The sequence below is a fragment of the Pseudoalteromonas mucoides genome (assembly GCF_049257175.1).
In the GTDB taxonomy this organism is placed as follows: Bacteria; Pseudomonadota; Gammaproteobacteria; order Enterobacterales; family Alteromonadaceae; genus Pseudoalteromonas.
Genome location: NZ_JBMMUC010000014.1, coordinates 63,426 through 83,751 on the forward strand (window position 1 = coordinate 63,426; position 20,326 = coordinate 83,751).

A 20,326-nucleotide genomic window follows, 5' to 3' on the forward strand; every position below is an offset into this window, starting at 1 on the left:
ACAAAAAGAGGCTAGATTCTACAGTTGTGCATGTTCTGATTCAAGGGAAACACACTAAACTTTATCACGTTCGCTTGAAAAACCCGCATTTCTTACTATTTTAACTGAACATTGCCGTGTTATGTCATCTTCTTGCCACATTACTAAGATAGCAATATCGATGATGTCACTTTGCATATCAGCTTGAGCTAACATTTGATTCTTCTTCATCCCAGCCTTATCTGAACCAATAAATATATTAGGTCCAGTGATCGAATAGGTATTGGCAAGATAATAATTAGCGGCATTACCAACACTTGCAACAAAGCTCAACGGCTTAATAGCTTCGCGATTATGAACCTCAATCAACATAGATTGCATTAAATCACTAGAAAAATAATCAGCACAACTGTACAAGCCAATACGTGAGGTTAAATTTACTGCCTCTTTTGCCCTATAAACAGCCAGTATGGCAATCAAAGTAAATGCATCCATTCTACGAACAGTTAAGTCTGTTTCTTGTTTAACTTGCTTACGCAGTGCTTTTATATCTACTGATTTGTCTATACTGACGATTGAAGTTGAAAGTACGTCCATCATCTACGCCTTATACCTTTGCATCACAAGTGCTGCGTTATTTCCGCCAAATCCAAAATAATTAAGTAAAACAGTGTTCAACTGTGTAAAGTCTGGTTTCAAATAAAATGGCCACATTAAATCTTTGCCATTGTCCGCATAGTTTGCCACTGCGTAATTTTGTTGTAGCTGACATTGCACATAAAGGGCTATTTCAATAACACCACATGCTCCCAAGGTATGTCCTGTAAAGGGTTTAAATGCTATTAGTGGTGGTTTATGCTGGTTAAATACCTTTGTTAAGGCGTTGCACTCTGCTTCATCGTTTCCAAGTGTTGCTGTACCATGAACCTTCACAACGTCAATATCGCAAGGGCTAATACCTGCATGGTTAAGCCCATCGATGATCACTTGAGCGATATGACTGCCGTCTTCTTGAGTCATGGTTAAGCTGTAGGTGTCACAGGCAGAAGCACCACCTAATAACTTAAATTGACATTGCTCACTTGCGTTTGCAGATAAATACAGTGCAGCAAGCCCCTCCCCTAACACCAAACCAGAGCGCCCTTTTGCAAATGCGGCTAAGCCTGTTTGGCTAATTAAATCCAGCGATTTAAAGCCTTCTACCGTCAGCGGATTATAAAACTCGCAACCAATAACTAATGCATTGTCAATTTTACCTTGTGCAATCAAACGTGTTGCATATAAGCATGCGTTTGCGCTGGCAGTACACGCAGTGCTAAAAGTAAATTCTAAGTCATTGAGGCCATAACGCTCAACTAAAGCACGGTTTATTTTATTGGTGGTAGATAGCCAAAGTTCACCACTGTTGCCAATATCAACTGCGCTGATATCTAATGATGTTGAACCTAAAAACAAAGAAGTCGTTCTAAGCTCTTCAGCAGTTAATGAAAGTTTTGCAAACAGAGGTAATAATAGTTGATCAAAGTAAGCTAATATATCGCCAAATTTACTACTATCTATCTCATCTCTAAATGATTTAAACGCCACGACTTCACTTTCATTAGTGATTACTTGATTGCTTGTTTCAGTGCCTATTGGTGCACACATCACTTCACTGGCATTTACATAGACACTGCGTAAAGTCATTATTTTTCACGCTCATTAATGATAAAATCTGCTATGGTATCAATTGACTGTAAATGCTTACGAGTTTCTTTTGAACCTTCAACCTTAATGCCAAAATGTTGCTTAAGGACTAACGATAATTGTAAGGCATCTAACGAGTCTAAATTTATACGTGACTTACTGCCAAATAACGGTTCTGAGTCAATAATATCTTCAGGTTCAAAATCGTCTTCTTTATCACACTCAGTAATGATCAGCTGCTTTAATTGTAATTTTAGTTCGGCTAATTCCATGTCAAATTCCTCATTTTTTTATTAAATATCCATAGTGCGGCCATAAAGCACAAGAGTGAAAAGCTCCATAGCAATATACTGTATTGCCAAAAGCTGTGCTCTAACGCCCCGCCCATTAATTGTCTTAACAGCTGGGCAGACCAATACATTGGGGATGCGTTTGCCAATGCGGCTAAATTCACAGGCATAATTTCAAGTGGCACCATAAAACCACTCAACGCTGCCAAAATAATATTAACCCCTCCCCCGATGACAATGGCTTGCTCATAACTGGTAACTAAACTAGCTAACAGTAAAGCAAATGAAATAGCGGCAACACTCAAGGTCACCACAGCCAATAAGCTAAGCGCAACGTTGCTTAATGATAATAAGGGGAGATCTAAGCAATACGGGATCACCACGCAGCCAATTAAAGCTAACAAAACAGTTTGTATTAAGCTTACTAAAGTATAAGCACACGCTTTATTATAAAAGTATCGGGCCATGCTGATTGGGTACGTTTTTAAACGTACCAAAGTGCCATTATTTCTCTCATTTATAAATGTCAGTGAAATCGGTAAAACGATAAAATACACACCAAACACCCACCACGCAGGAATACTGTTTAACGCTGGATTATGAAGTGCTTTTTCAGGACTGTTAGCGATTAAATAGTTTACATCTGATGCCATTATTACTGTATTTACTTGTGCATCAATTGCTTCATCAGCATCCAAATCCCCTGTATCTAGCATGTATAAATACAGTTTGAGCTGCGCTAAACTGGCTTTAATTTTTTCGCGCATTAGTAAACGAGTTTGCGGAGCAAGGTCGTCATTAATAATCAACTGTAGCTGGCTGTTACCTTGGCGCATTAAAATTTGCTGATCAAATTGAGGAGCTATAATCAATCGACTTACTTTATTCGTGGTTTGTAAATTAGGCTCAGTGTTAAAGCCTTGTGCTTGCAGTAATTTAACAAGCACCAAGCTATGTTGACTATTTTTATGACCTTCAACACTGAGTAATAAGTTTTGCTGTATGGTTTGTTGTGATTGACTACTCGCCATGGTCATAATCACCATGAATACAACCGGCATAAGCAACAATACCGCTAAGCTATGTAAATCATTAACTATTAACCGCGCTTCTTTTTTTAGCGTGTGAATTAACATACCGGCTCCGCAAATAAAGCCCGATAAAGCTGTTCGACTTGGTTATCAGAAAATTGCAGTGATTTTATCTCATGGCTTATTTTAGCCAGTGCACTAAAAACACGACTTAAATCGTTAGCGTCCATAATGATTAGCTGGTAATGATTATTTCCAAGTTGTGTCAACGGCTTTACAAACAAAGCTACTTGTGCCTGAGACAAGTTGTTTAAAGTAGAAAACTTAAGCGTTAAAGGCGCATCGTTAAGTTCTTGGCTGGCGGCAATTTTACCATCACGCAAAAATAATACAGCATCACACAGCTGGGTAACTTCATATAATAGATGTGAAGTATAAACCAGCGTTTTACCTTGGTTTTTTAAGTCAAGTAATAAGGCAATAATGGCATCACGTGATAGCGGGTCAATACCCACTGTTGGTTCATCTAAAAAAATAATATCAGGTTGCTTACTCAGTGCTATCGCAATATTCAAACGCCGTTTATAGCCCCCAGATAGAGCACTTGCACGTTTATTTGCAACTGCGGTTAAGCCGCACTTGTCAATTGCAGAGTCGATGTATTGGCGATGAAGGCGGCGATCTTTTTCACTCATTGAGACAAAAAACGCAAGGTTGTCACGCACAGACAATTCGTCGTAAAATGCAAAATCTTGTGGCACCAACGCCACTTTATTCGCAATCGCCTGTTTGAAGGTAAATTGCTTGTAATATGGGTATTGAATAGTCCCTGACTGAGGTTCTAGCAACCCAGTCATTAATGAGATCAAGGTTGATTTACCCGCACCATTGGGGCCTAAAATGGCAGTACAGGTTCCTTGTTTTAACTGTAACGACACCTGGTCAACATTTAATCGAGTTGAGCCACTGTAGCCAAAACTCAGTTGTTGTAGTTCTAACATGGTAGGTGTTTGTGCTGTCATTGAGTAAACCGTGCCATTTTATACTTTCCGTGTCTTTATTATTTTAATTATAAGCGTTGGGCTAGTTCGAATGCCTCGCCAATAGCGCGTTGTAAATCTAACTTTTCAGCTTTTAATGCGCCACCAATATAACTGACTGGTATAGTTAATTCATCCAATTGTTTATAAAAAGGCGGTAAAACAGACTCTTGACCACTACAAATTACAATATGATCAACCGCTAATAGCCGCTCTCTTTTACGAACACTAATGTGGAGTCCTTGCTCGTCAATTTTTTCATAACTTACCGCAGCCAACATTTTTACACCTTGATGTTTCAAATGCTCTCGATGGATCCAGCCAGTAGTTTTACCAAGATCTGCCCCATGCTTACGTAATTTACGCTGCAGTAAATACACTTGAGCGGATTCATCATTAACATTATTAGTCACTTCTTTAATAGTGACGCCACCAGGCAAAGTGACAGTTAGGTCAATGCCCCATTGATTAGAAAAAACTTGGTTAATAGACTGTGATGATTTAGCCATTTTGGCACTCGTTACAAAACTTGCTACATCAAAGCCAATCCCCCCTGCTCCAATAATAGCCACACTGCCACTGATTGTTGCGGTGCCATTTAATACAGCTTGGTAACCAACAACGCGAGAATTATTTACTCCATCAATCGCAGGCGTAAACCCCTTTACACCTGTCGCAATAACACAATGGTCAAACTGCGCTAAGGTGGCTGTATTGGTTTGTGTGTTCAGTTGAATCTTTACCTGAAGATTCAACAAGCGTTGTTTAAAATAGCGTAATGTTTCTTTAAATTCTTCTTTACCTGGTACATTTGCAGCAAGTAGTAGCTGCCCGCCCAGCTGATCACTGCATTCAAATAAGGTGACGTTATGGCCACGCTCAGCAGCATAAATAGCACACGCCATACCAGCAGCGCCACCGCCTACGATGGCTATTCTCTTGCTTTGAGTCGCTTTGACTATTGGCATTAACGTTTCATTACACGCTCTCGGGTTTACAATACAAGAGGCAGGCAGATTGACAAAAATATTATCTAAACACGCTTGATTACAAGCAATACAAGTGTTTATTTGCTCACTATTATTTGCTTTTGCTTTTACCACAAAATGACTATCGGCTAAAAATGGCCGTGCCATTGAGATAAAATCAGCATGCTCTTCTTCGAGTAACTGTTCAGCAACTTCTGGTGTGTTAATACGATTACTCGTAATAACGGGTACCGTGACCGCCGCTTTCAAGCGTTGGCTTAGTGATGAAAATAAAGCCCTTGGCACGCTAGTGACAATTGTCGGAATACGTGACTCGTGCCAACCTATTCCTGAATTGAGCATATCAACACCTGCATCTTCAAGGGCATGAGCAAGCGTTAACACTTCATCAAAAGTACTGCCATCTGCGACTAAATCAACAAGTGACAACCTAAAGATTAAAATAAAGTCTGCACCTAACGCCTCGCGTACTTGTTTTACAATTTCAATAGCAAAACGGATACGGTTTTGATAACTGCCGCCCCATTCATCTGTGCGTTTATTGGTTGCTTTAACAATAAATTGATTAATTAAGTACCCTTCTGACCCCATGATTTCAACGCCATCATACCCAGCTTGTTTAGCGAGTTTTGCGCAATTAACAAAATCAGTAATTTGCTTTTCAATTTCAGTGGCGGTTAATTCTTTTGGTGTGTAAGGGCTGATAGGCGCTTGAATTGGCGAAGGTGCAACCTGTTGTGGTTGATAGCCATAACGACCTGCATGGAGTATTTGCATGCATATTTTAGAGCCATGTTGTTTTACAGCACGGGTTATAAGTTTATGCTGTGATACACCTGATTGGCAATTAAGGACACTTCTATTTGGTGCCAGTATTCCCTCAGGATTTGGCGAGATCCCACCAGTGATAATTAGGCCGACGCCCCCTTGCGCACGCTCACCATAAAAGGATGCAAGGCGAGTAAAACCGTTAGGAAGCTCTTCTAGATTTGTATGCATAGACCCCATTACCACGCGGTTTTTCAGCGTAGTAAAGGCTAAATTATAAGGGGTAAATAATCGACTGAATGACATACAAACAACACAACTGTGGTACAAAACCGCGCTAGAGTAGCAAGCTTTAATAACGACTGCAAAAATTACCCGCTAATTTTAACTTTAGACACTAGAAACGTTCAGTTTATATTCAATTTTTTTATTAAGCACTTGTTGAATGTAGCAACGAGTATTAAGATACACTTAATTCCTAAATAAAATACTGTACCTACTGTTTTTATTAATTATTATTCACTTTACAAGGACTCGTTATGTTTTCATTCAAGCCTATATTGATTGGTTTAACCTTAGTTACCTTTTCAAGTTCAGCATTTGCCCTCTCAACCACTGAACAACGAGATTATGATCGCATCATATCAGGTCAACTTGGGCAAATTAAAACCGCTTCGAAATCTTTAGTTTCAAATCACAATAATAACTCAGAACTATTAGATATCTTAGCCCAATACGTTTCTGATAACTATGAAAGTGCGTCTACAAATAATGAGATTGATACAATGGCTTGGGCTTGTCGTGCTTTAGGTGAAACAGGTACTAGTCGCTATAAAGAATTACTCACATTAGTAATGAATAATTCGCAAAATAAAAAATTGCGCAAATACGCAAAGAAAGCATTAAACAGAGTCCCGTCTAAACCAAGCCCACAATTCAAACCGGGTAGTATAGATTTTGAAAAAATTAGAGCCGATGCAGAGTCTAAAGTATCTCAAAATAATATTGAAAAGCTAGCTATCAAAGACATTGCAAACGGAAATTTAAATGAAATAATGATACTTGCTAGGCAATATTCCTCCTCAGGAATTCCTTCACAGCAAGTGGGTGATACTCTGGCTGAATATTTTGCACAAAACTACAAAACAGGCAATCAAAAACAATACGATACACTCGCTTGGGTGTGCAAAGGCTTAGCCACCGACGAAAATGGCCGCTATAAAACTTTGATTGAAGATGCGGAAGAAAATAGTCCTATTCGAGCGGTACGTAAGCACTGCCCTGATGAAATAAAAGGCTCAGGCCCGTTCTATCAAACAGGCACTGTGGACCTTGAAAAAGTTGCAAAACAGCTGCAATAAAATTTAGTTAATCATAAAACGTCGCGATTTAGCGGCGTTTTTTATTATTCACTTTTATCTTCATTTCGCTATTTTCACCCAATTCAAACATACTGTCTTCAGGTGATGGCTGACCAAACATTAAATTGGGGTTGTTAGAAAACCCAACCGGCTCTTTTGGAATGGAATTGGCAGCTAAGTCAAGCTCACCATTGGCATTTAAATCCTGAAAAAATCGAACACAATATTTACCAGCCGTTAAGCCTGAGAGTGAATTAGTGATGAGTTGTTGCGATACAGGAATTTGCTGAGTAATCAGAACTGGTAATTCAGACCACTCCATATCTGTATTGTCGCAATCCAATAATTGAAAATGCATCTCACCTTCGAGCTGTTTAAATTTTATAAATTGCAAATTTAATGAAATAGACTGTTCAGCACTAGCCGTGTTAGCACACAAAAATAATGCGCCTGTTAACATTAAGATTTTTTTCATAATCGTTGTCCTCCTTGTACTTGTTTAAAACACTAATTTAAAAAAAATTATAAGTACTCCTCAGGAATACTAATTTTAAGCAGTATTGAAGTACTCAATTGTGCATCTTAAGGTGGCTTGAGTACCTATATCTAGGTATAATAACGGACTTTTAGGAAGTTAGGAAAGGTTAAAGGATGCGTAAAGTCCTCGTTATTCATTACTCTCAAACAGGTCAACTCACTCAAATTGCAAACTCTATTGTCGCTCCGCTACGAGCCAATGATGACATACAAGTTGATTACCTTAATTTAAAACCGAGCAAACCTTATCCTTTCCCTTGGCCGTTTTTAACCTTTTTTCATATATTTCCTGAATGCGTAAAAATGACTCCACAACCGATGGAACTGGTAGAGCCTGCACACGATGATTATGATTTGATTATTTTAACCTATCAAGTATGGTTTTTATCACCTTCACTACCCATATCTTCGTTCATGCAGTCTGAACAAGCGGTTAAGCTGCTTAATAATAAGCCTGTAATTACGGTTATTGGCTGTCGAGGAATGTGGCTCAGTGCACAAGAAAAAATGAAACAACTACTGAGTGATGTAAACGCTAAGCTCATCGATAATGTGGTACTTAGCGATGAATGCGGCACTGGTTTTAGCTTTTTAGCAACCCCTCTTTGGATGTTTTCAGGGAAAAAGAAATCAGTATCTTGGGTGCCAGCGGCGGGTGTAGCAGAGCACGAAATAACCGCAGCAAGTCGTTTTGGTGTTGCTATCAGAAAAGCCTTATTAGCCTTAGAGCCTAAGCAGATATTAGAACAACCCGTACTTAAAGGGCTTGGCGCAGTCAAGGTGAACGAAAAATTTATCGCCAGTGAGCGCGTAGGCCAACATAGCTTTAGGATATGGAGTAAAATTTTAACTACACTAGGCCCTATGCATTCAACGCGTCGAAGTTGTGGGCTATTGATCTATGTGCTATTTTTGCTGACCTTAATCATTACTGTTGTGCCAATAACAGCAATAATAAAAAAATTAATTGCCCCCTTAACTAGAAAAAGAATAGCCAAGCAAAAAGCCTATTTTGCTGAGCCATCTGGAGAGTAGTCGTTCGTTATGGAAAATGCTGTATATATAAATAACTTGCATGCTGTATTACCGAATAGCCCTGTAAGTAATAAAGAAATGGAAGTCGTATTAGGTGAAGTTGGCGGACAACGATCTCGCGCAAAACCCGTTATATTACGAAGCAACCAAATAAAAACCAGATATTACGCCATCGACCCGCAAACCGGCGAATATAATTACACTAACGCTTCATTAGCAGCTGATGCTGTACGTGGTTTGTTCAACCCGCAAGGAACTCAACTTGAGCAGCTAGATTGCTTAGTAGCCAGTACTTCAATGGCTGACCAAATCATGCCCAATCACGGCGTTATGGTTCATGGTGAGCTTAAAAACCCGAGTCTTGAGGTTGTCTCTACCGCAGGCATTTGCCTGTGTGGTATAACAGCACTTAAATACGCTTATTTGAATGTCAAAGCGGGTGAAAGTGAGCACAGTGCAGTGGTAGCCAGTGAGCTTGCCTCTAATGTTATGCACTCACGTAACTTTAATGCAGAAAGCGAGCATAAAGTTGAAATGCTCAATCAAAAGCCTGAAATCGCTTTTGAAAAAGACTTCCTTCGGTGGATGTTATCTGACGGCGCTGGTGCAGCCTTGTTAAGTAACAAAGCAAATAACAACGGGCTTTCTTTACGTATCGATTGGATAGAAATAACTTCGTATGCAGATCAGCTTGAAGCATGTATGTACGCCGGCGCTGAGAAAATTAATGGTGAACTGAAAAGCTGGACCCGTTACGACTCACAACAACGCGAGCAACAGTCTATTTTGTCAGTAAAACAAGATGTAAAACTTCTCAACGAAAATATAGTGAAATACACCGTTGAAGACGCGCTGAGCAAAGTTGCAAAAAAACGTGGTATTAAAGCCTGTGATTACGACTTTTTCCTTCCTCATTATTCATCGGGGTATTTCCGTGAACGCTTATTTGATGGCCTAAGTAATATAGACTTTCAAATTCCCTATGAAAAATGGTTCACAAATTTAACCCAAAAAGGTAACACCGGCTCAGCCTCTATTTTTATTATGCTTGATGAATTATTCAAATCGGGTGAGCTAACTGACGGCCAAAAGCTGTTATGTTATGTTCCTGAAAGCGGCCGCTTTTCAAGTGCATTTATGCAATTAACCGTTGTTAATAAATAATGCAGGTGATGTGTGAAAAAAAATGATGTGCCCCAAGATAATAGCAAAACTTATCAAGGCCAAAACAAACTCGTATATGCCGTAGATGATAGTGGTCATTATGAGGGCGTAAAATCATCTGGTTGGGAAGTGGAAAGTTTTGCAACTCAACTGGCCGTTGATGATTTAAACGAACAAACTAACGAAGCACTGAAACAAGCCCATAGAGGTGATGTGTCGCCATTGGCTTATCATATGTATGCACGTCGTTTTGATGTGCCGACACTGGCCGGTGCAAGTGGTTTTTTTCAATGGCAAATAAAACGCCATTTACGGCCTGATATTTTTATTAAACTCTCCGATAAAAAAATTAATCGCTATTGCGACGCACTAAAAATTAGTCGTGAAGCCCTGTTTACTTTGCCCTCACAATAACGAAAACAACATGCCTGATATTATTTTACCAATAAACCACCAGCAATCTTCACATTGTGAGACTGGCGTTGTCGCTACGCTATTACAAAGCAAAGGCATTGATATGAATGAGCCAATGGCTTTTGGCCTTGCCTCAGCGCTTACATTTGCTTATTTGCCTTTCGTAAAAATTAGCGGCATGCCTTTAATTGCTTATCGTATGCCACCTAAAACAATTATTAAAAAGGTGTGTAAAAAGCTAAATATTGTTTTAGAAAGCCGTAAATTTTCAAACCCTGAAGCAGGTATGAAAGCACTTGATGACGAGTTGGCAAAAGGCAATTTAGTTGGCTTACAAAGCTCTGTGTACTGGCTCCCTTACTTTCCTGAGGACATGCGCTTTCACTTTAATGCGCATAACCTTGTAGTGTACGGCAAAACTGAACAAGGCGAATATTTAATAAGCGATCCGGTATTTGAGCACCCAGTTACTTGCGCGATTGATGATTTAAAAAATGCTCGTTTTGCAAAAGGAGCTCTCGCAGCCAAAGGACTAATGTATGTTATTCGCTCAACGCCTGAGCAAACTGATTTAGCGCCTGTAATTAAACCTGCAATTAAAAAAACAGCTAAAATGATGAATGGTTTGGTGCTGCCCTACTTTGGTTTAAAAGGCATTCGTCACATGGCAAAACAAATTCGTCTGCTTGATAAAAAGCCCACTAAATATGCACGGCTTTACTTAGCCCATATTGTACGAATGCAAGAAGAAATTGGCACCGGTGGTGCTGGCTTTAGGTTTATGTACGCTAGCTTTTTAGCACAAGCAAGCGAGCTTATAAATACCCCGGCATTAAAAGAGTGTGCTGAACATACGACACAAGTTGGTGATTTATGGCGTGAGTTTGCGATGTTAGCAGTGAAGTACTGTAAAAAACGCAGCGACATCAGCCTAAATGACATAGCAACAAAATTAGAGCAAGTTGCTGATCAAGAAGCAAAGTTAAGTAAATTACTACAAAGTGCGCTAGTCTAAACACGCCACTTACCTAACTGTAAATATTAAGTTTTGTCTATAAATTAGCTTTTGCGTGTCAATTTAAAATTTAGCTTAAAAAAAGCTGTGCACTTAAAAAGTGCAACAGCTTTTAACAACCAGAATAGGTTTAAATTTACAGTGCAGTTTCGAGTTGCGGTAATACCTCGAATAAATCAGCAACTAAACCATAATCTGCAACTTGGAATATTGGCGCGTCCGGATCTTTATTAATTGCGACAATTACTTTTGAGTCCTTCATACCTGCAAGGTGCTGAATAGCACCGCTAATACCCACCGCTATATACAAATTAGGTGCAACTATTTTACCCGTTTGCCCTACCTGCATGTCGTTTGGAACAAAGCCGGCATCAACCGCTGCACGTGATGCTCCAATTGCGGCCCCGAGCTTATCAGCAATACCGTTGAGTAACGCAAAATTTTCACCATTTTGCATGCCACGACCACCTGATATAACTACATCAGCCGCAGTTAGTTCAGGGCGTTCAGATTCTGTTTGTTCAACACTTACAAAGCTACTTAATTTATTTTCTAAGCTTGCATCAACAGTTGTTATAGGTGCAGCAGCTTGCTCTGTTTGTAAATCAAAGCTACTAGCGCGAACAGTAATCACTTTTTTAGTGTCTAGTGATTTTACTGTTGCGATTGCGTTACCCGCATAGATTGGACGCTTAAACGTATCTGCATCAACAACATCAACAATTTCTGAAATCTGCGCAACATCTAATAAAGCTGCGACTCGTGGCATAAAGTTTTTGCCTGTGGTTGTAGCACTTGCAACTATGTGCGAATAATCGTCGGCAAGTGATAAAACAAGCTCGGCTGTATTTTCAGCTAATTGATGGGCATACGTTGAATGATCAGCAACCAAAACCTTGCTTACACCATCGATTGACGCAATCTGAGTTGCCATTTCATTGATGTCTTCACCAACCACTAACACATCAATTGGATTGCCTAACTTGACTGCGGCATTAATCGTTTTAGAAGTTTCTGGCTTTAAAATACCATTATCATGATCGGCTATTACTAATGTTTTCATATTAAATCACCTTCGCTTCTGTTTTTAGTTTTTCAACTAATTGGGCAACATCATCAACAATAATACCGCCGCTACGTTTTGCAGGCTCTGAGACTGAAACCAATTGCGTTCGTGGCGCTAAATCAACACCTAAGCTATCAGCAGCAATTACCTCAAGCGGCTTACGTTTGGCTTTCATAATATTTGGTAATGACGCATAACGAGGTTCGTTCAAGCGTAAATCCGTAGTGACTACTGCGGGAAGTTTTAATTCGACTGTTTGTAAACCACCATCCACTTCACGGGTCACTTTGAGTGCCCCGTTCTCGATATCAACCTTTGATGCAAACGTGCCTTGCCCACGGTTTGTTAGCGCAGCTAGCATTTGACCTGTTTGGTTATTATCTGAATCGATTGACTGTTTACCTAAAATAACCAACTCAGGTGATTCTTGCTCAACAATTTTAGCGAGTAATTTAGCAACGTGAAGTGATTCTAGTTTTTCTTCTGTTTCAATATGAATCGCTTTATCAGCACCAAGTGCAAGCGCTGTACGTAGTTGCTCTTGTGAAGCCTTTGCGCCAATCGTTACAGCGACAACTTCGGTTGCAGTGCCCGCTTCTTTTAAACGAATAGCTTCTTCAATGGCGATTTCACAAAATGGATTCATCGCCATTTTTACATTAGTAAGATCAACGTCGCTGTTATCTGATTTAACGCGTGCCTTAACGTTATAGTCGATGACTCTTTTTATTGGAACGAGAACTTTCATAGGAACTCCCTGATTATTTAAACCTACAAGCTAACGTGTACGTCAACCTATTTATTTTATAATTTCAGACTACTTCCTGTTGACGTAAACGTCAACCTAAAATAACCTTAAACTATCCAAAGCCTGTAACGTTTCATTTGCAAGTATGAAATTCCCTTGTTTTAAGGTGCAGGTCCGTCACACACAAGAGGTTATTATGGTCGAACGCGAAACCATGGAATTTGATGTAGTTATCGTGGGAGCAGGTCCTGCAGGGCTATCAACGGCGATTAAATTAGCGCAACAAGCACAACAAAAAGAACAAGAGTGCATGATCTGTGTTGTTGAAAAAGGCTCTGAGGTGGGCGCCCATATACTCTCGGGAGCTATTTTTGAAACCACCGCTTTAGATGAGTTATTACCGAATTGGCAGGAATTAGGCGCTCCTGTAAGTACAAAAGTAACATCTGATGAGATTTATTGGTTTAATGATGAAAATAAAGCTACGTCAATCCCTCATTTTGCCACACCTAAAACATTCCATAATGAAGGTAATTATATCGTTTCAATGGGCAATGTATGCCGTTGGTTGTCTGAGCAAGCTGAAAATTTAGGTGTCGAAATTTTCCCAGGCTTTAGTGCTCACTCGTTAATAATTGAAGATGACTGCGTTAAAGGGATCATTACCGGCGATATGGGTGTTGATAAAGATGGCAACGAAAAAGATGGCTACATGCCTGGTATGGAGCTGCGCGCCAAATACACTGTCTTTGCAGAAGGCTGCCGTGGCCACTTAGGTAAACAACTAATTAACCGTTTTGCACTCGATAATGATGCTTCACCACAACATTATGGGTTAGGGTTCAAAGAAATTTGGCAAATTGACCCGTCTAAGCATAAAGAAGGGACAGTGGTACACGGAACGGGCTGGCCATTAGCAAGTGATACTAATGGCGGTGCATTTATGTACCACAGTGAGAATAACCAAGTAGTTGTAGGTTTAATTGTAGACTTAAACTATTCAAATCCTCATTTAAGCCCATTTGATGAGTTTCAACGGATGAAACACCACCCTACTTTTAAACAGGTGCTCGAAGGCGGTGAACGTATTGCTTATGGTGCACGGGCAATTGCTAAAGGTGGACTACACTCATTACCCAAAATGCACTTTCCTGGCGGTTTATTAGTAGGCTGTGATGCAGGTACACTAAACTTTGCTAAAATTAAAGGCAATCACACGGCAATGAAGTCAGGTATGGTTGCAGCAGAGATTATTTTTTCAGCCATCGAAAGCGGCCAGCAACACTCTGACTTAAAACAGTATTGCGAAGCCTTCAAACAAAGCTGGGCCTATAAAGAGTTGCATCAATCACGAAACTTTGGCCCAGTGATGCATAAATTGGGGAAATTTATTGGCGGGGCTTACAATACCCTAGATCAAAATATTTTTGCAGGAGGGTTACCTTTTACTTTCAAGGACAACAAAGCTGACCATGCAACATTAGTTGACAAGCACCTTGCAGCAAAAATTAATTACCCAAAACCAGATGGTCAGCTTAGCTTTGATAAACTATCATCGGTGTTTTTATCAAATACCAATCATGAAGAATCGCAACCGTGCCATTTACAATTAAAAAATCCGTCGATTCCAATTAATGTTAATTTAGATAAATATGATGAACCGGCACAGCGCTACTGCCCAGCAGGTGTTTATGAAGTACAAGAGATTGAAGGCAAAGAAGAGTTTGTTATCAATGCTCAAAACTGTGTGCACTGTAAGACCTGCGATATTAAAGATCCTAGCCAAAACATAACCTGGATAACTCCTGAGGGTGCTGGTGGCCCTAACTATCCAAATATGTAAACACCTCTAATTTATAAACTAATCCTAAATTGCAGGGGCTTCGGCCCCTTTTTTGCGCTATGCTCAATAATGTCGAGAAATAATAAGAGAGTAAGAGTATGCCGTCATCAAGTGTCGTATTTCGTTTTTTAGCAGAGCCAACCGATGTGAACTTTGGAGGAAAGGTCCATGGCGGTGTTGTCATGAAGTGGATTGACCAAGCAGGTTATGCTTGCGCTGCGGGTTGGAGCGGCCATTACTGCGTTACAGTATCTGTCGCTGGTGTTAAATTTAGACGCCCTATCCTTGTGGGTCAAATTGTCGAAGTTGAGGCAAAAATAGCGCATACGGGCAAAACAAGTATGCAAATTTTTATACAAGTGCGATGTGGCGACCCTAAAACACAAAACTTGGTTGAAACAAATCACTGTATTATTAGTTTCATTGCAATGGATGAAACTGGCTACCCGGTCGCAGTTCCTCCTTTTACTGCTGTAACAAAAGACGACAAGCAGCTAGAAAATTACGCCATTAAAATGAAAGAAATTGCTATCGAAACAGAAACCTTGCTGCACAAATCAGCTCCTGAAACATAATAACCTTTGCATTGTACAAACTGCATAAGTAAAACTTACAAAGCACCTTGAAAAAGCTGCACCCATGAAACTGAATGAGTGATTCAAATAACAGCAAACACCCTTTAAATGATTTAAAAACATACAATTAACGCATATTTTGAGCGATTAATTGTTGGCACAATGGATGCTATTAAATAAATGACTAAACGACGAATAACGAAAAGTTATTTATTTTTTATTTTGTAAAGGAGCTATTAAATGATTAAATCACTTTCAATTTCTGCTGTTGCACTTGCACTATTTGGTTTTAACAATGCGGCTCACGCAGAAGTAACTGATATGGATATGCCGAGCATTTATACTGGTATCGGCTATGGACAATACTCTTTTGAGTTTGAAGACTCAGAAAACGATACAGACTTTGACGACGACTCACAAATGCTAAAAGGCTACGTGGGTGCTCAATTCAATAAATACGTTAGTGTAGAACTTGCTTATCAAAATTTTGATGAAGTAAGTGATATTGATAGCTATGCTGAGGTAGACGGTGTATCGCTTGCTGCTCGTTTGGCAGCTCCGTTAACAGAAAACTTTTCTATCTATGCAAAAGGTGGTTGGCTTGAATGGGATGCTGAAGTGACCCAAGACATACCTGCAATTGGAAGTGTGTCGGTTGATCAAGATGGTGGCGATGTGTTCTACGGCGCTGGTATTGAGTATGCGTTTACGCAAAATGTACAAATGCGTTTAGAGTATGAGCGTTATAAATTAGAAGACGATATTGACCCAGATATGGACGTAGCTTCTGTCTCTGTTCAGTATATGTTTTAATTAGACCAAATGGTTTAATATTAAAAGGCAGCATCCGCTGCCTTTTTGCTTATTTTACGGTTAGAATAACGTAAAATAATCAAAAAATTGGTTTTATGAGCGATTATCAGTTAACGGCCGTAGGCCATATCCACTCTCCATATAAGCAAAAGTTTGCCATCCCCCGTCAACCTAGATTAGTGCCTCAAGCAAAGGCCAAACTTGTATTTTGTGCTGATTTTAATCGGGAAGAATTTGTCAGAGGTTTAGATGAGTTCTCGCATATTTGGCTGCTTTTTCGTTTTCATGAAACAGCGGAGAAAGGCTACTCAGCCATGGTAAGGCCGCCACGTTTGGGAGGTAATGACCGCAAAGGCGTATTTGCCACTCGTGCAACATTTCGACCTAATGCTATCGGTATGAGCGCTGTTAAGCTTGAAGGTATCGAATATGAAAATGGTCAGCTCAGCTTACTACTCTCTGGTATCGATTTGCTCGATGGCACGCCAATCTTAGATATCAAACCTTATTTGCCATACTCAGATGCCATGACCGATGCAAGTGCAGGTTTTGCTGATGTAAGACCAGAGACACAAATGAGTGTCGATTTTAGTGACTCTGCTATCGAATTTATAATTCAGCAAAAACAATACCCAGAACTAAAAGAATTTATAGCAAATGTACTTAAACAAGATCCTCGCCCTGCATATAAAAAGCAAAAAGATGGCGAGCAAAGCTATGGTATGACTTTGTACAATTTTAATATCCGCTGGCAAGTCAATGGCGAACATAACTATGTTAGTCACATAGAAAAAATTTAGAAAATGTCACTTAGCGCTTTAGTGTAAAAGCAACCGCTGTTAAACTGAGGCCCTTATTGAAATAATAATTTTATAACTATCGGAAAAAACATGCGTACCAGTCAATATATACTCGCTACACTTAAAGAAACGCCGTCTGATGCTGAAATAATATCGCATCAATTAATGCTAAGAGCCGGCATGATCCGTCGCGTTGCGTCGGGTTTATATACGTGGCTACCCTCTGGTTTACGCGTGTTACGTAAAGTCGAAAATATCGTACGTGAAGAGATGGACAAAGCCGGCGCTATTGAAATGTTAATGCCTGTTATCCAGCCAGCTGATTTATGGCAAGAGTCTGGTCGATGGGACCAGTTTGGTGATGAACTCGTTCGATTTAATGACCGACATAATCGCCCTTTTGCACTTGGCCCTACTCACGAAGAAGTCATAACGGATTTTGTCCGTAAAGAGATAAGTTCGTATAAGCAACTGCCTATAACGCTCTATCAAGTACAAACTAAAGTGCGAGATGAACGCCGCCCTCGCTTTGGTGTAATGCGAGCTCGCGAATTCACCATGAAAGATGCGTATTCATTTCATTTAAGTGAAGAATGTCTTGATGCTACATATCAAGTTATGCATAAAGCGTACTGCAATATTTTTGAGCGTTTAAATTTAGATTATCGCCCTGTTTTAGCCGATACTGGCTCAATTGGTGGTAGCTTATCCCATGAATTTCATGTTCTTGCTGAGTCAGGTGAAGATGCGATTGCTTTTAGTGATGTAAGCGACTACGCAGCTAATATCGAAAAAGCAGAAGCCCTTGCACCCAATGAAGAGCGCCCAGCCCCAGGCAAGGAATTAAAGGCATTTCCAACACCTGAAGCTAAAACCATTAGCGAGCTGAAAAAACACTACGGCGTAAAACCTCATCGCGGTGTTAAAACACTTATTGTATATGGCGCCGCTGATGAAAATGGTCAACGTGGTTTAGTTGCCCTAGTACTACGAGGTGATCATGAGTTAAACGAATTAAAGGCTCAAAATCACCCACTAGTACATTCGCCACTTGAAATGGCATCAGAAGCAGAAATTGTTGCTGCAATTGGCGCAAAACCAGGTTCACTTGGCCCTGTAGGTTTGACTATACCAGTAATTGTTGATCGAACTGCCAATGTAATGGCCGACTTTGTAGCCGGTGCTAATAAAGATGATGAACATTACAGCGGCATTAACTGGGATCGTGATGTAGCACATTACGAAGTCGCCGATCTTCGAAATATTGTTGAAGGCGATCCGAGTCCATGTGGCCAAGGTACATTACAAATAAAACGTGGCATTGAAGTAGGCCATATTTTCCAGTTAGGCACAAAATACTCAGAAGCAATGAAAGCAGGTGTATTAAGTGAGTCTGGTAAAAACCAAGTTATGACTATGGGTTGTTATGGTATTGGTGTTTCACGTATTGTTGCCGCTGCTATTGAACAAAATAACGATCAATACGGTATTAAGTGGCCGCAACCTATTGCTCCGTTTGACTTAGCAATAGTACCTATGAATATGCATAAGTCGCACCGTATTCCTGATATTGCAAATAACCTTTACGATGGACTAAAAGCAGCGGGCCTTGATGTGTTATTTGATGACCGTAAAGAACGCCCGGGTGTCATGTTCAATGACATGGAATTACTTGGGGTGCCGTTTACTTTAGTTATCGGTGAGCGTAATCTTGATGAAAATAAAGTTGAGCTTAAAAACCGTCATACAGGCGAAAAACTAATGCTTGATTTAGATACTGCTATAGAGTCAATTAAAGCAGCACTAAGCGCCTAAGTAGCGACAGACATGGTAATAAAAAAACCGCATAGTGCGGTTTTTTTATTACCTAATTTATTAGCTCAAGTTGAGTGTCTAACTGCCCAAACTCGCTAAGCAATAACGTTAATTTGTAGTGCGTTGCACTATCAGAGTTTACTGGTTGTTGCACAATAAATTGCTGTTCGAACTCTTTATTTTGATGATTGTTCCAACTGACACTAAGCATTCCTCCACTGTATCCTTTAGTTGGAAAACCTGTGCTACAGCGGTTTTTCGCATCAACAATGCTACAAGAAACACGACCATGTGTTGCGATCACGGATAACGTTACATTCTCAATTGCATGAGCGCTTGTATTTTTAAATTCTACAGCGTTAATTTGTATCCTTATGTTCATTAACTAGTTGGTAGTCCATTAGGATACGGTAAGGCTTATCATATTTGAATATCTTTATAATTGTCATAGAGATTTAGTAAAAGTGTCGTGTAAGCGTAACTAAAGATACCTAAATTGGTTATTATTACACCGCGGGTAACCATCATGAAAGATACAGAAAAAAGCGATAAAAAGCACTATCCAGCCGTTTGGATCTCCGATGTACATTTAGGCTATAAAGATTGTCAAGCAGACTACCTGCTCGACTTTTTAAATAGTATTGAATGCGACACTTTGTTTTTAGTGGGTGATATTGTTGATTTATGGTCGATGAAAAGACAATTTTTTTGGCATCCAAGTCACTATCAAGTTTTGGCGTGTATACAACAAAAAGTGCAATCAGGTACCCGCGTTATATATATACCAGGGAATCATGATGAAACATTTCGCCATTATGTAGATAACACATTATTTGGCGTTGAAGTCCACCAGCAATATATTCATACAACCAAAGCCAATAAACGTTTTTTACTGGTTCATGGCGATGACTTTGACTCAGCCACCCGCTATAACAAGTTTATAAGTATTGTGGGTGATGCAGGTTATGATCTCTTGTTATTTTTAAACCGTTGGACCAACCGAACTAGACGGCTGTTTGGTGGTAATTACTGGTCACTAGCATCATGGTTAAAAGCACGGGTACATAAAGCACGTGAAGCCATTGAGGCATTTGAAAATGCCGCAATTCATGAAGCTAAAAAGCAAGGTGTTGACGGTATTATTTGTGGCCATATCCACCATCCACAATTAAAAGTCGTTGATGGTATTGTTTATTGTAATGACGGTGATTGGATTGAAAATTGTACTGCATTGGTTGAGCAGGAAAATGGGCGGATAGAACTGTTACATTGGTCAGAAACACAAAGGGTTATTAATTCAGCGGATATCACGGTAATTAATAACCCTCAAACTAAGCCTGAAAAATCTGCGGCCTAA

Annotated in this window: 21 protein-coding genes; 11 read left to right on the top strand and 10 right to left on the bottom strand. The window is 39.7% G+C overall.

Annotated elements, in window-relative coordinates; translation table 11 throughout:
- Positions 1-54: 54 nt before the first annotated feature.
- Genes AAEU30_RS15580 through AAEU30_RS15605 form a run of 6 tightly spaced genes read right to left on the bottom strand, consistent with a single transcriptional unit; the run spans position 55 to position 6,089 of the window.
- The gene (locus AAEU30_RS15580) at positions 55-579 is read right to left on the bottom strand and encodes a hypothetical protein (protein WP_421961280.1); all 525 of its coding nucleotides are present in this window, start codon (positions 577-579) and stop codon (positions 55-57) included.
- Positions 580-1,665, bottom strand: coding sequence for a beta-ketoacyl synthase N-terminal-like domain-containing protein (locus AAEU30_RS15585; RefSeq protein WP_421961281.1), 1,086 nt, complete (start codon positions 1,663-1,665; stop codon positions 580-582).
- Positions 1,665-1,937, bottom strand: coding sequence for an acyl carrier protein (locus AAEU30_RS15590; protein ID WP_421961282.1), 273 nt, complete (start codon positions 1,935-1,937; stop codon positions 1,665-1,667). Before AAEU30_RS15590 ends, AAEU30_RS15585 begins: the two co-directional genes overlap by 1 nt.
- On the bottom strand, positions 1,928-3,091 hold the full coding sequence (locus AAEU30_RS15595; protein ID WP_421961283.1) for an ABC transporter permease: 1,164 nt from the start codon (positions 3,089-3,091) through the stop codon (positions 1,928-1,930). The genes AAEU30_RS15590 and AAEU30_RS15595 overlap by 10 nt, the downstream gene beginning before the upstream one ends.
- Positions 3,085-4,008, bottom strand: a complete 924-nt coding sequence (locus tag AAEU30_RS15600) for an ABC transporter ATP-binding protein (RefSeq protein ID WP_421961284.1) — start codon at positions 4,006-4,008, stop codon at positions 3,085-3,087. The genes AAEU30_RS15595 and AAEU30_RS15600 overlap by 7 nt, the downstream gene beginning before the upstream one ends.
- Positions 4,009-4,055: 47 nt before the next feature.
- Positions 4,056-6,089, bottom strand: coding sequence for an FAD-dependent oxidoreductase (locus AAEU30_RS15605; RefSeq protein WP_421961285.1), 2,034 nt, complete (start codon positions 6,087-6,089; stop codon positions 4,056-4,058).
- A gap of 233 nt (positions 6,090-6,322) precedes the next feature.
- Here AAEU30_RS15605 and AAEU30_RS15610 point away from each other — a divergent pair, with 233 nt between their 5' ends.
- Positions 6,323-7,144, top strand: coding sequence for a hypothetical protein (locus tag AAEU30_RS15610; protein ID WP_421961286.1), 822 nt, complete (start codon positions 6,323-6,325; stop codon positions 7,142-7,144).
- A gap of 28 nt (positions 7,145-7,172) precedes the next feature.
- Here the strand turns inward: AAEU30_RS15610 and AAEU30_RS15615 are convergent, their stop codons facing one another.
- Positions 7,173-7,619 (bottom strand): DUF2141 domain-containing protein, encoded by a 447-nt coding sequence (locus tag AAEU30_RS15615; protein WP_421961287.1) that lies wholly within the window; start codon positions 7,617-7,619, stop codon positions 7,173-7,175.
- A gap of 176 nt (positions 7,620-7,795) precedes the next feature.
- Between AAEU30_RS15615 and AAEU30_RS15620 the strand changes: the two genes are divergently transcribed.
- The 4 genes from AAEU30_RS15620 to darH are packed head-to-tail and all read left to right on the top strand — an operon-like array spanning position 7,796 to position 11,309.
- Entirely contained in the window at positions 7,796-8,716 is a 921-nt protein-coding gene (locus AAEU30_RS15620) for a dialkylrecorsinol condensing enzyme (protein WP_421961288.1), read from the top strand.
- A gap of 9 nt (positions 8,717-8,725) precedes the next feature.
- Positions 8,726-9,880: a beta-ketoacyl-ACP synthase III gene (locus AAEU30_RS15625; protein WP_421961289.1), complete on the top strand. Its 1,155-nt coding sequence runs from the start codon at positions 8,726-8,728 to the stop codon at positions 9,878-9,880.
- Between the two features lie 12 nt (positions 9,881-9,892).
- On the top strand, positions 9,893-10,294 hold the full coding sequence (locus AAEU30_RS15630; protein ID WP_421961290.1) for a DarG family dialkylresorcinol biosynthesis protein: 402 nt from the start codon (positions 9,893-9,895) through the stop codon (positions 10,292-10,294).
- A gap of 10 nt (positions 10,295-10,304) precedes the next feature.
- Positions 10,305-11,309, top strand: a complete 1,005-nt coding sequence (gene darH / locus AAEU30_RS15635; RefSeq protein WP_421961291.1) for a BtrH-related acyltransferase DarH — start codon at positions 10,305-10,307, stop codon at positions 11,307-11,309.
- Positions 11,310-11,445: 136 nt separating this feature from the next.
- On the opposite strand, the gene AAEU30_RS15640 is transcribed toward darH, so the two are convergent.
- A complete protein-coding gene (locus AAEU30_RS15640) occupies positions 11,446-12,372 on the bottom strand; it encodes an electron transfer flavoprotein subunit alpha/FixB family protein (RefSeq protein ID WP_421961292.1) in 927 nt (308 codons plus the stop codon).
- A gap of 1 nt (position 12,373) precedes the next feature.
- Entirely contained in the window at positions 12,374-13,123 is a 750-nt protein-coding gene (locus tag AAEU30_RS15645; RefSeq protein WP_421961293.1) for an electron transfer flavoprotein subunit beta/FixA family protein, read from the bottom strand.
- A 196-nt stretch (positions 13,124-13,319) separates the two neighbouring features.
- Between AAEU30_RS15645 and AAEU30_RS15650 the strand changes: the two genes are divergently transcribed.
- From AAEU30_RS15650 to AAEU30_RS15670, 5 genes are all read left to right on the top strand, one after another.
- Positions 13,320-14,966, top strand: coding sequence for an electron transfer flavoprotein-ubiquinone oxidoreductase (locus AAEU30_RS15650; protein ID WP_421961294.1), 1,647 nt, complete (start codon positions 13,320-13,322; stop codon positions 14,964-14,966).
- Positions 14,967-15,064: 98 nt separating this feature from the next.
- Entirely contained in the window at positions 15,065-15,541 is a 477-nt protein-coding gene (locus AAEU30_RS15655) for an acyl-CoA thioesterase (protein ID WP_421961295.1), read from the top strand.
- Positions 15,542-15,781: 240 nt separating this feature from the next.
- On the top strand, positions 15,782-16,354 hold the full coding sequence (locus tag AAEU30_RS15660; RefSeq protein WP_421961296.1) for an outer membrane beta-barrel protein: 573 nt from the start codon (positions 15,782-15,784) through the stop codon (positions 16,352-16,354).
- 95 nt (positions 16,355-16,449) lie between these two features.
- Entirely contained in the window at positions 16,450-17,154 is a 705-nt protein-coding gene (gene tsaA, locus AAEU30_RS15665; RefSeq protein WP_421961297.1) for a tRNA (N6-threonylcarbamoyladenosine(37)-N6)-methyltransferase TrmO, read from the top strand.
- A gap of 90 nt (positions 17,155-17,244) precedes the next feature.
- The gene (locus tag AAEU30_RS15670) at positions 17,245-18,969 is read left to right on the top strand and encodes a proline--tRNA ligase (protein WP_421961298.1); all 1,725 of its coding nucleotides are present in this window, start codon (positions 17,245-17,247) and stop codon (positions 18,967-18,969) included.
- Between the two features lie 52 nt (positions 18,970-19,021).
- On the opposite strand, the gene AAEU30_RS15675 is transcribed toward AAEU30_RS15670, so the two are convergent.
- On the bottom strand, positions 19,022-19,351 hold the full coding sequence (locus AAEU30_RS15675; RefSeq protein WP_421961299.1) for a hypothetical protein: 330 nt from the start codon (positions 19,349-19,351) through the stop codon (positions 19,022-19,024).
- Between the two features lie 144 nt (positions 19,352-19,495).
- Between AAEU30_RS15675 and AAEU30_RS15680 the strand changes: the two genes are divergently transcribed.
- The gene (locus AAEU30_RS15680; protein ID WP_421961300.1) at positions 19,496-20,326 is read left to right on the top strand and encodes a UDP-2,3-diacylglucosamine diphosphatase; all 831 of its coding nucleotides are present in this window, start codon (positions 19,496-19,498) and stop codon (positions 20,324-20,326) included.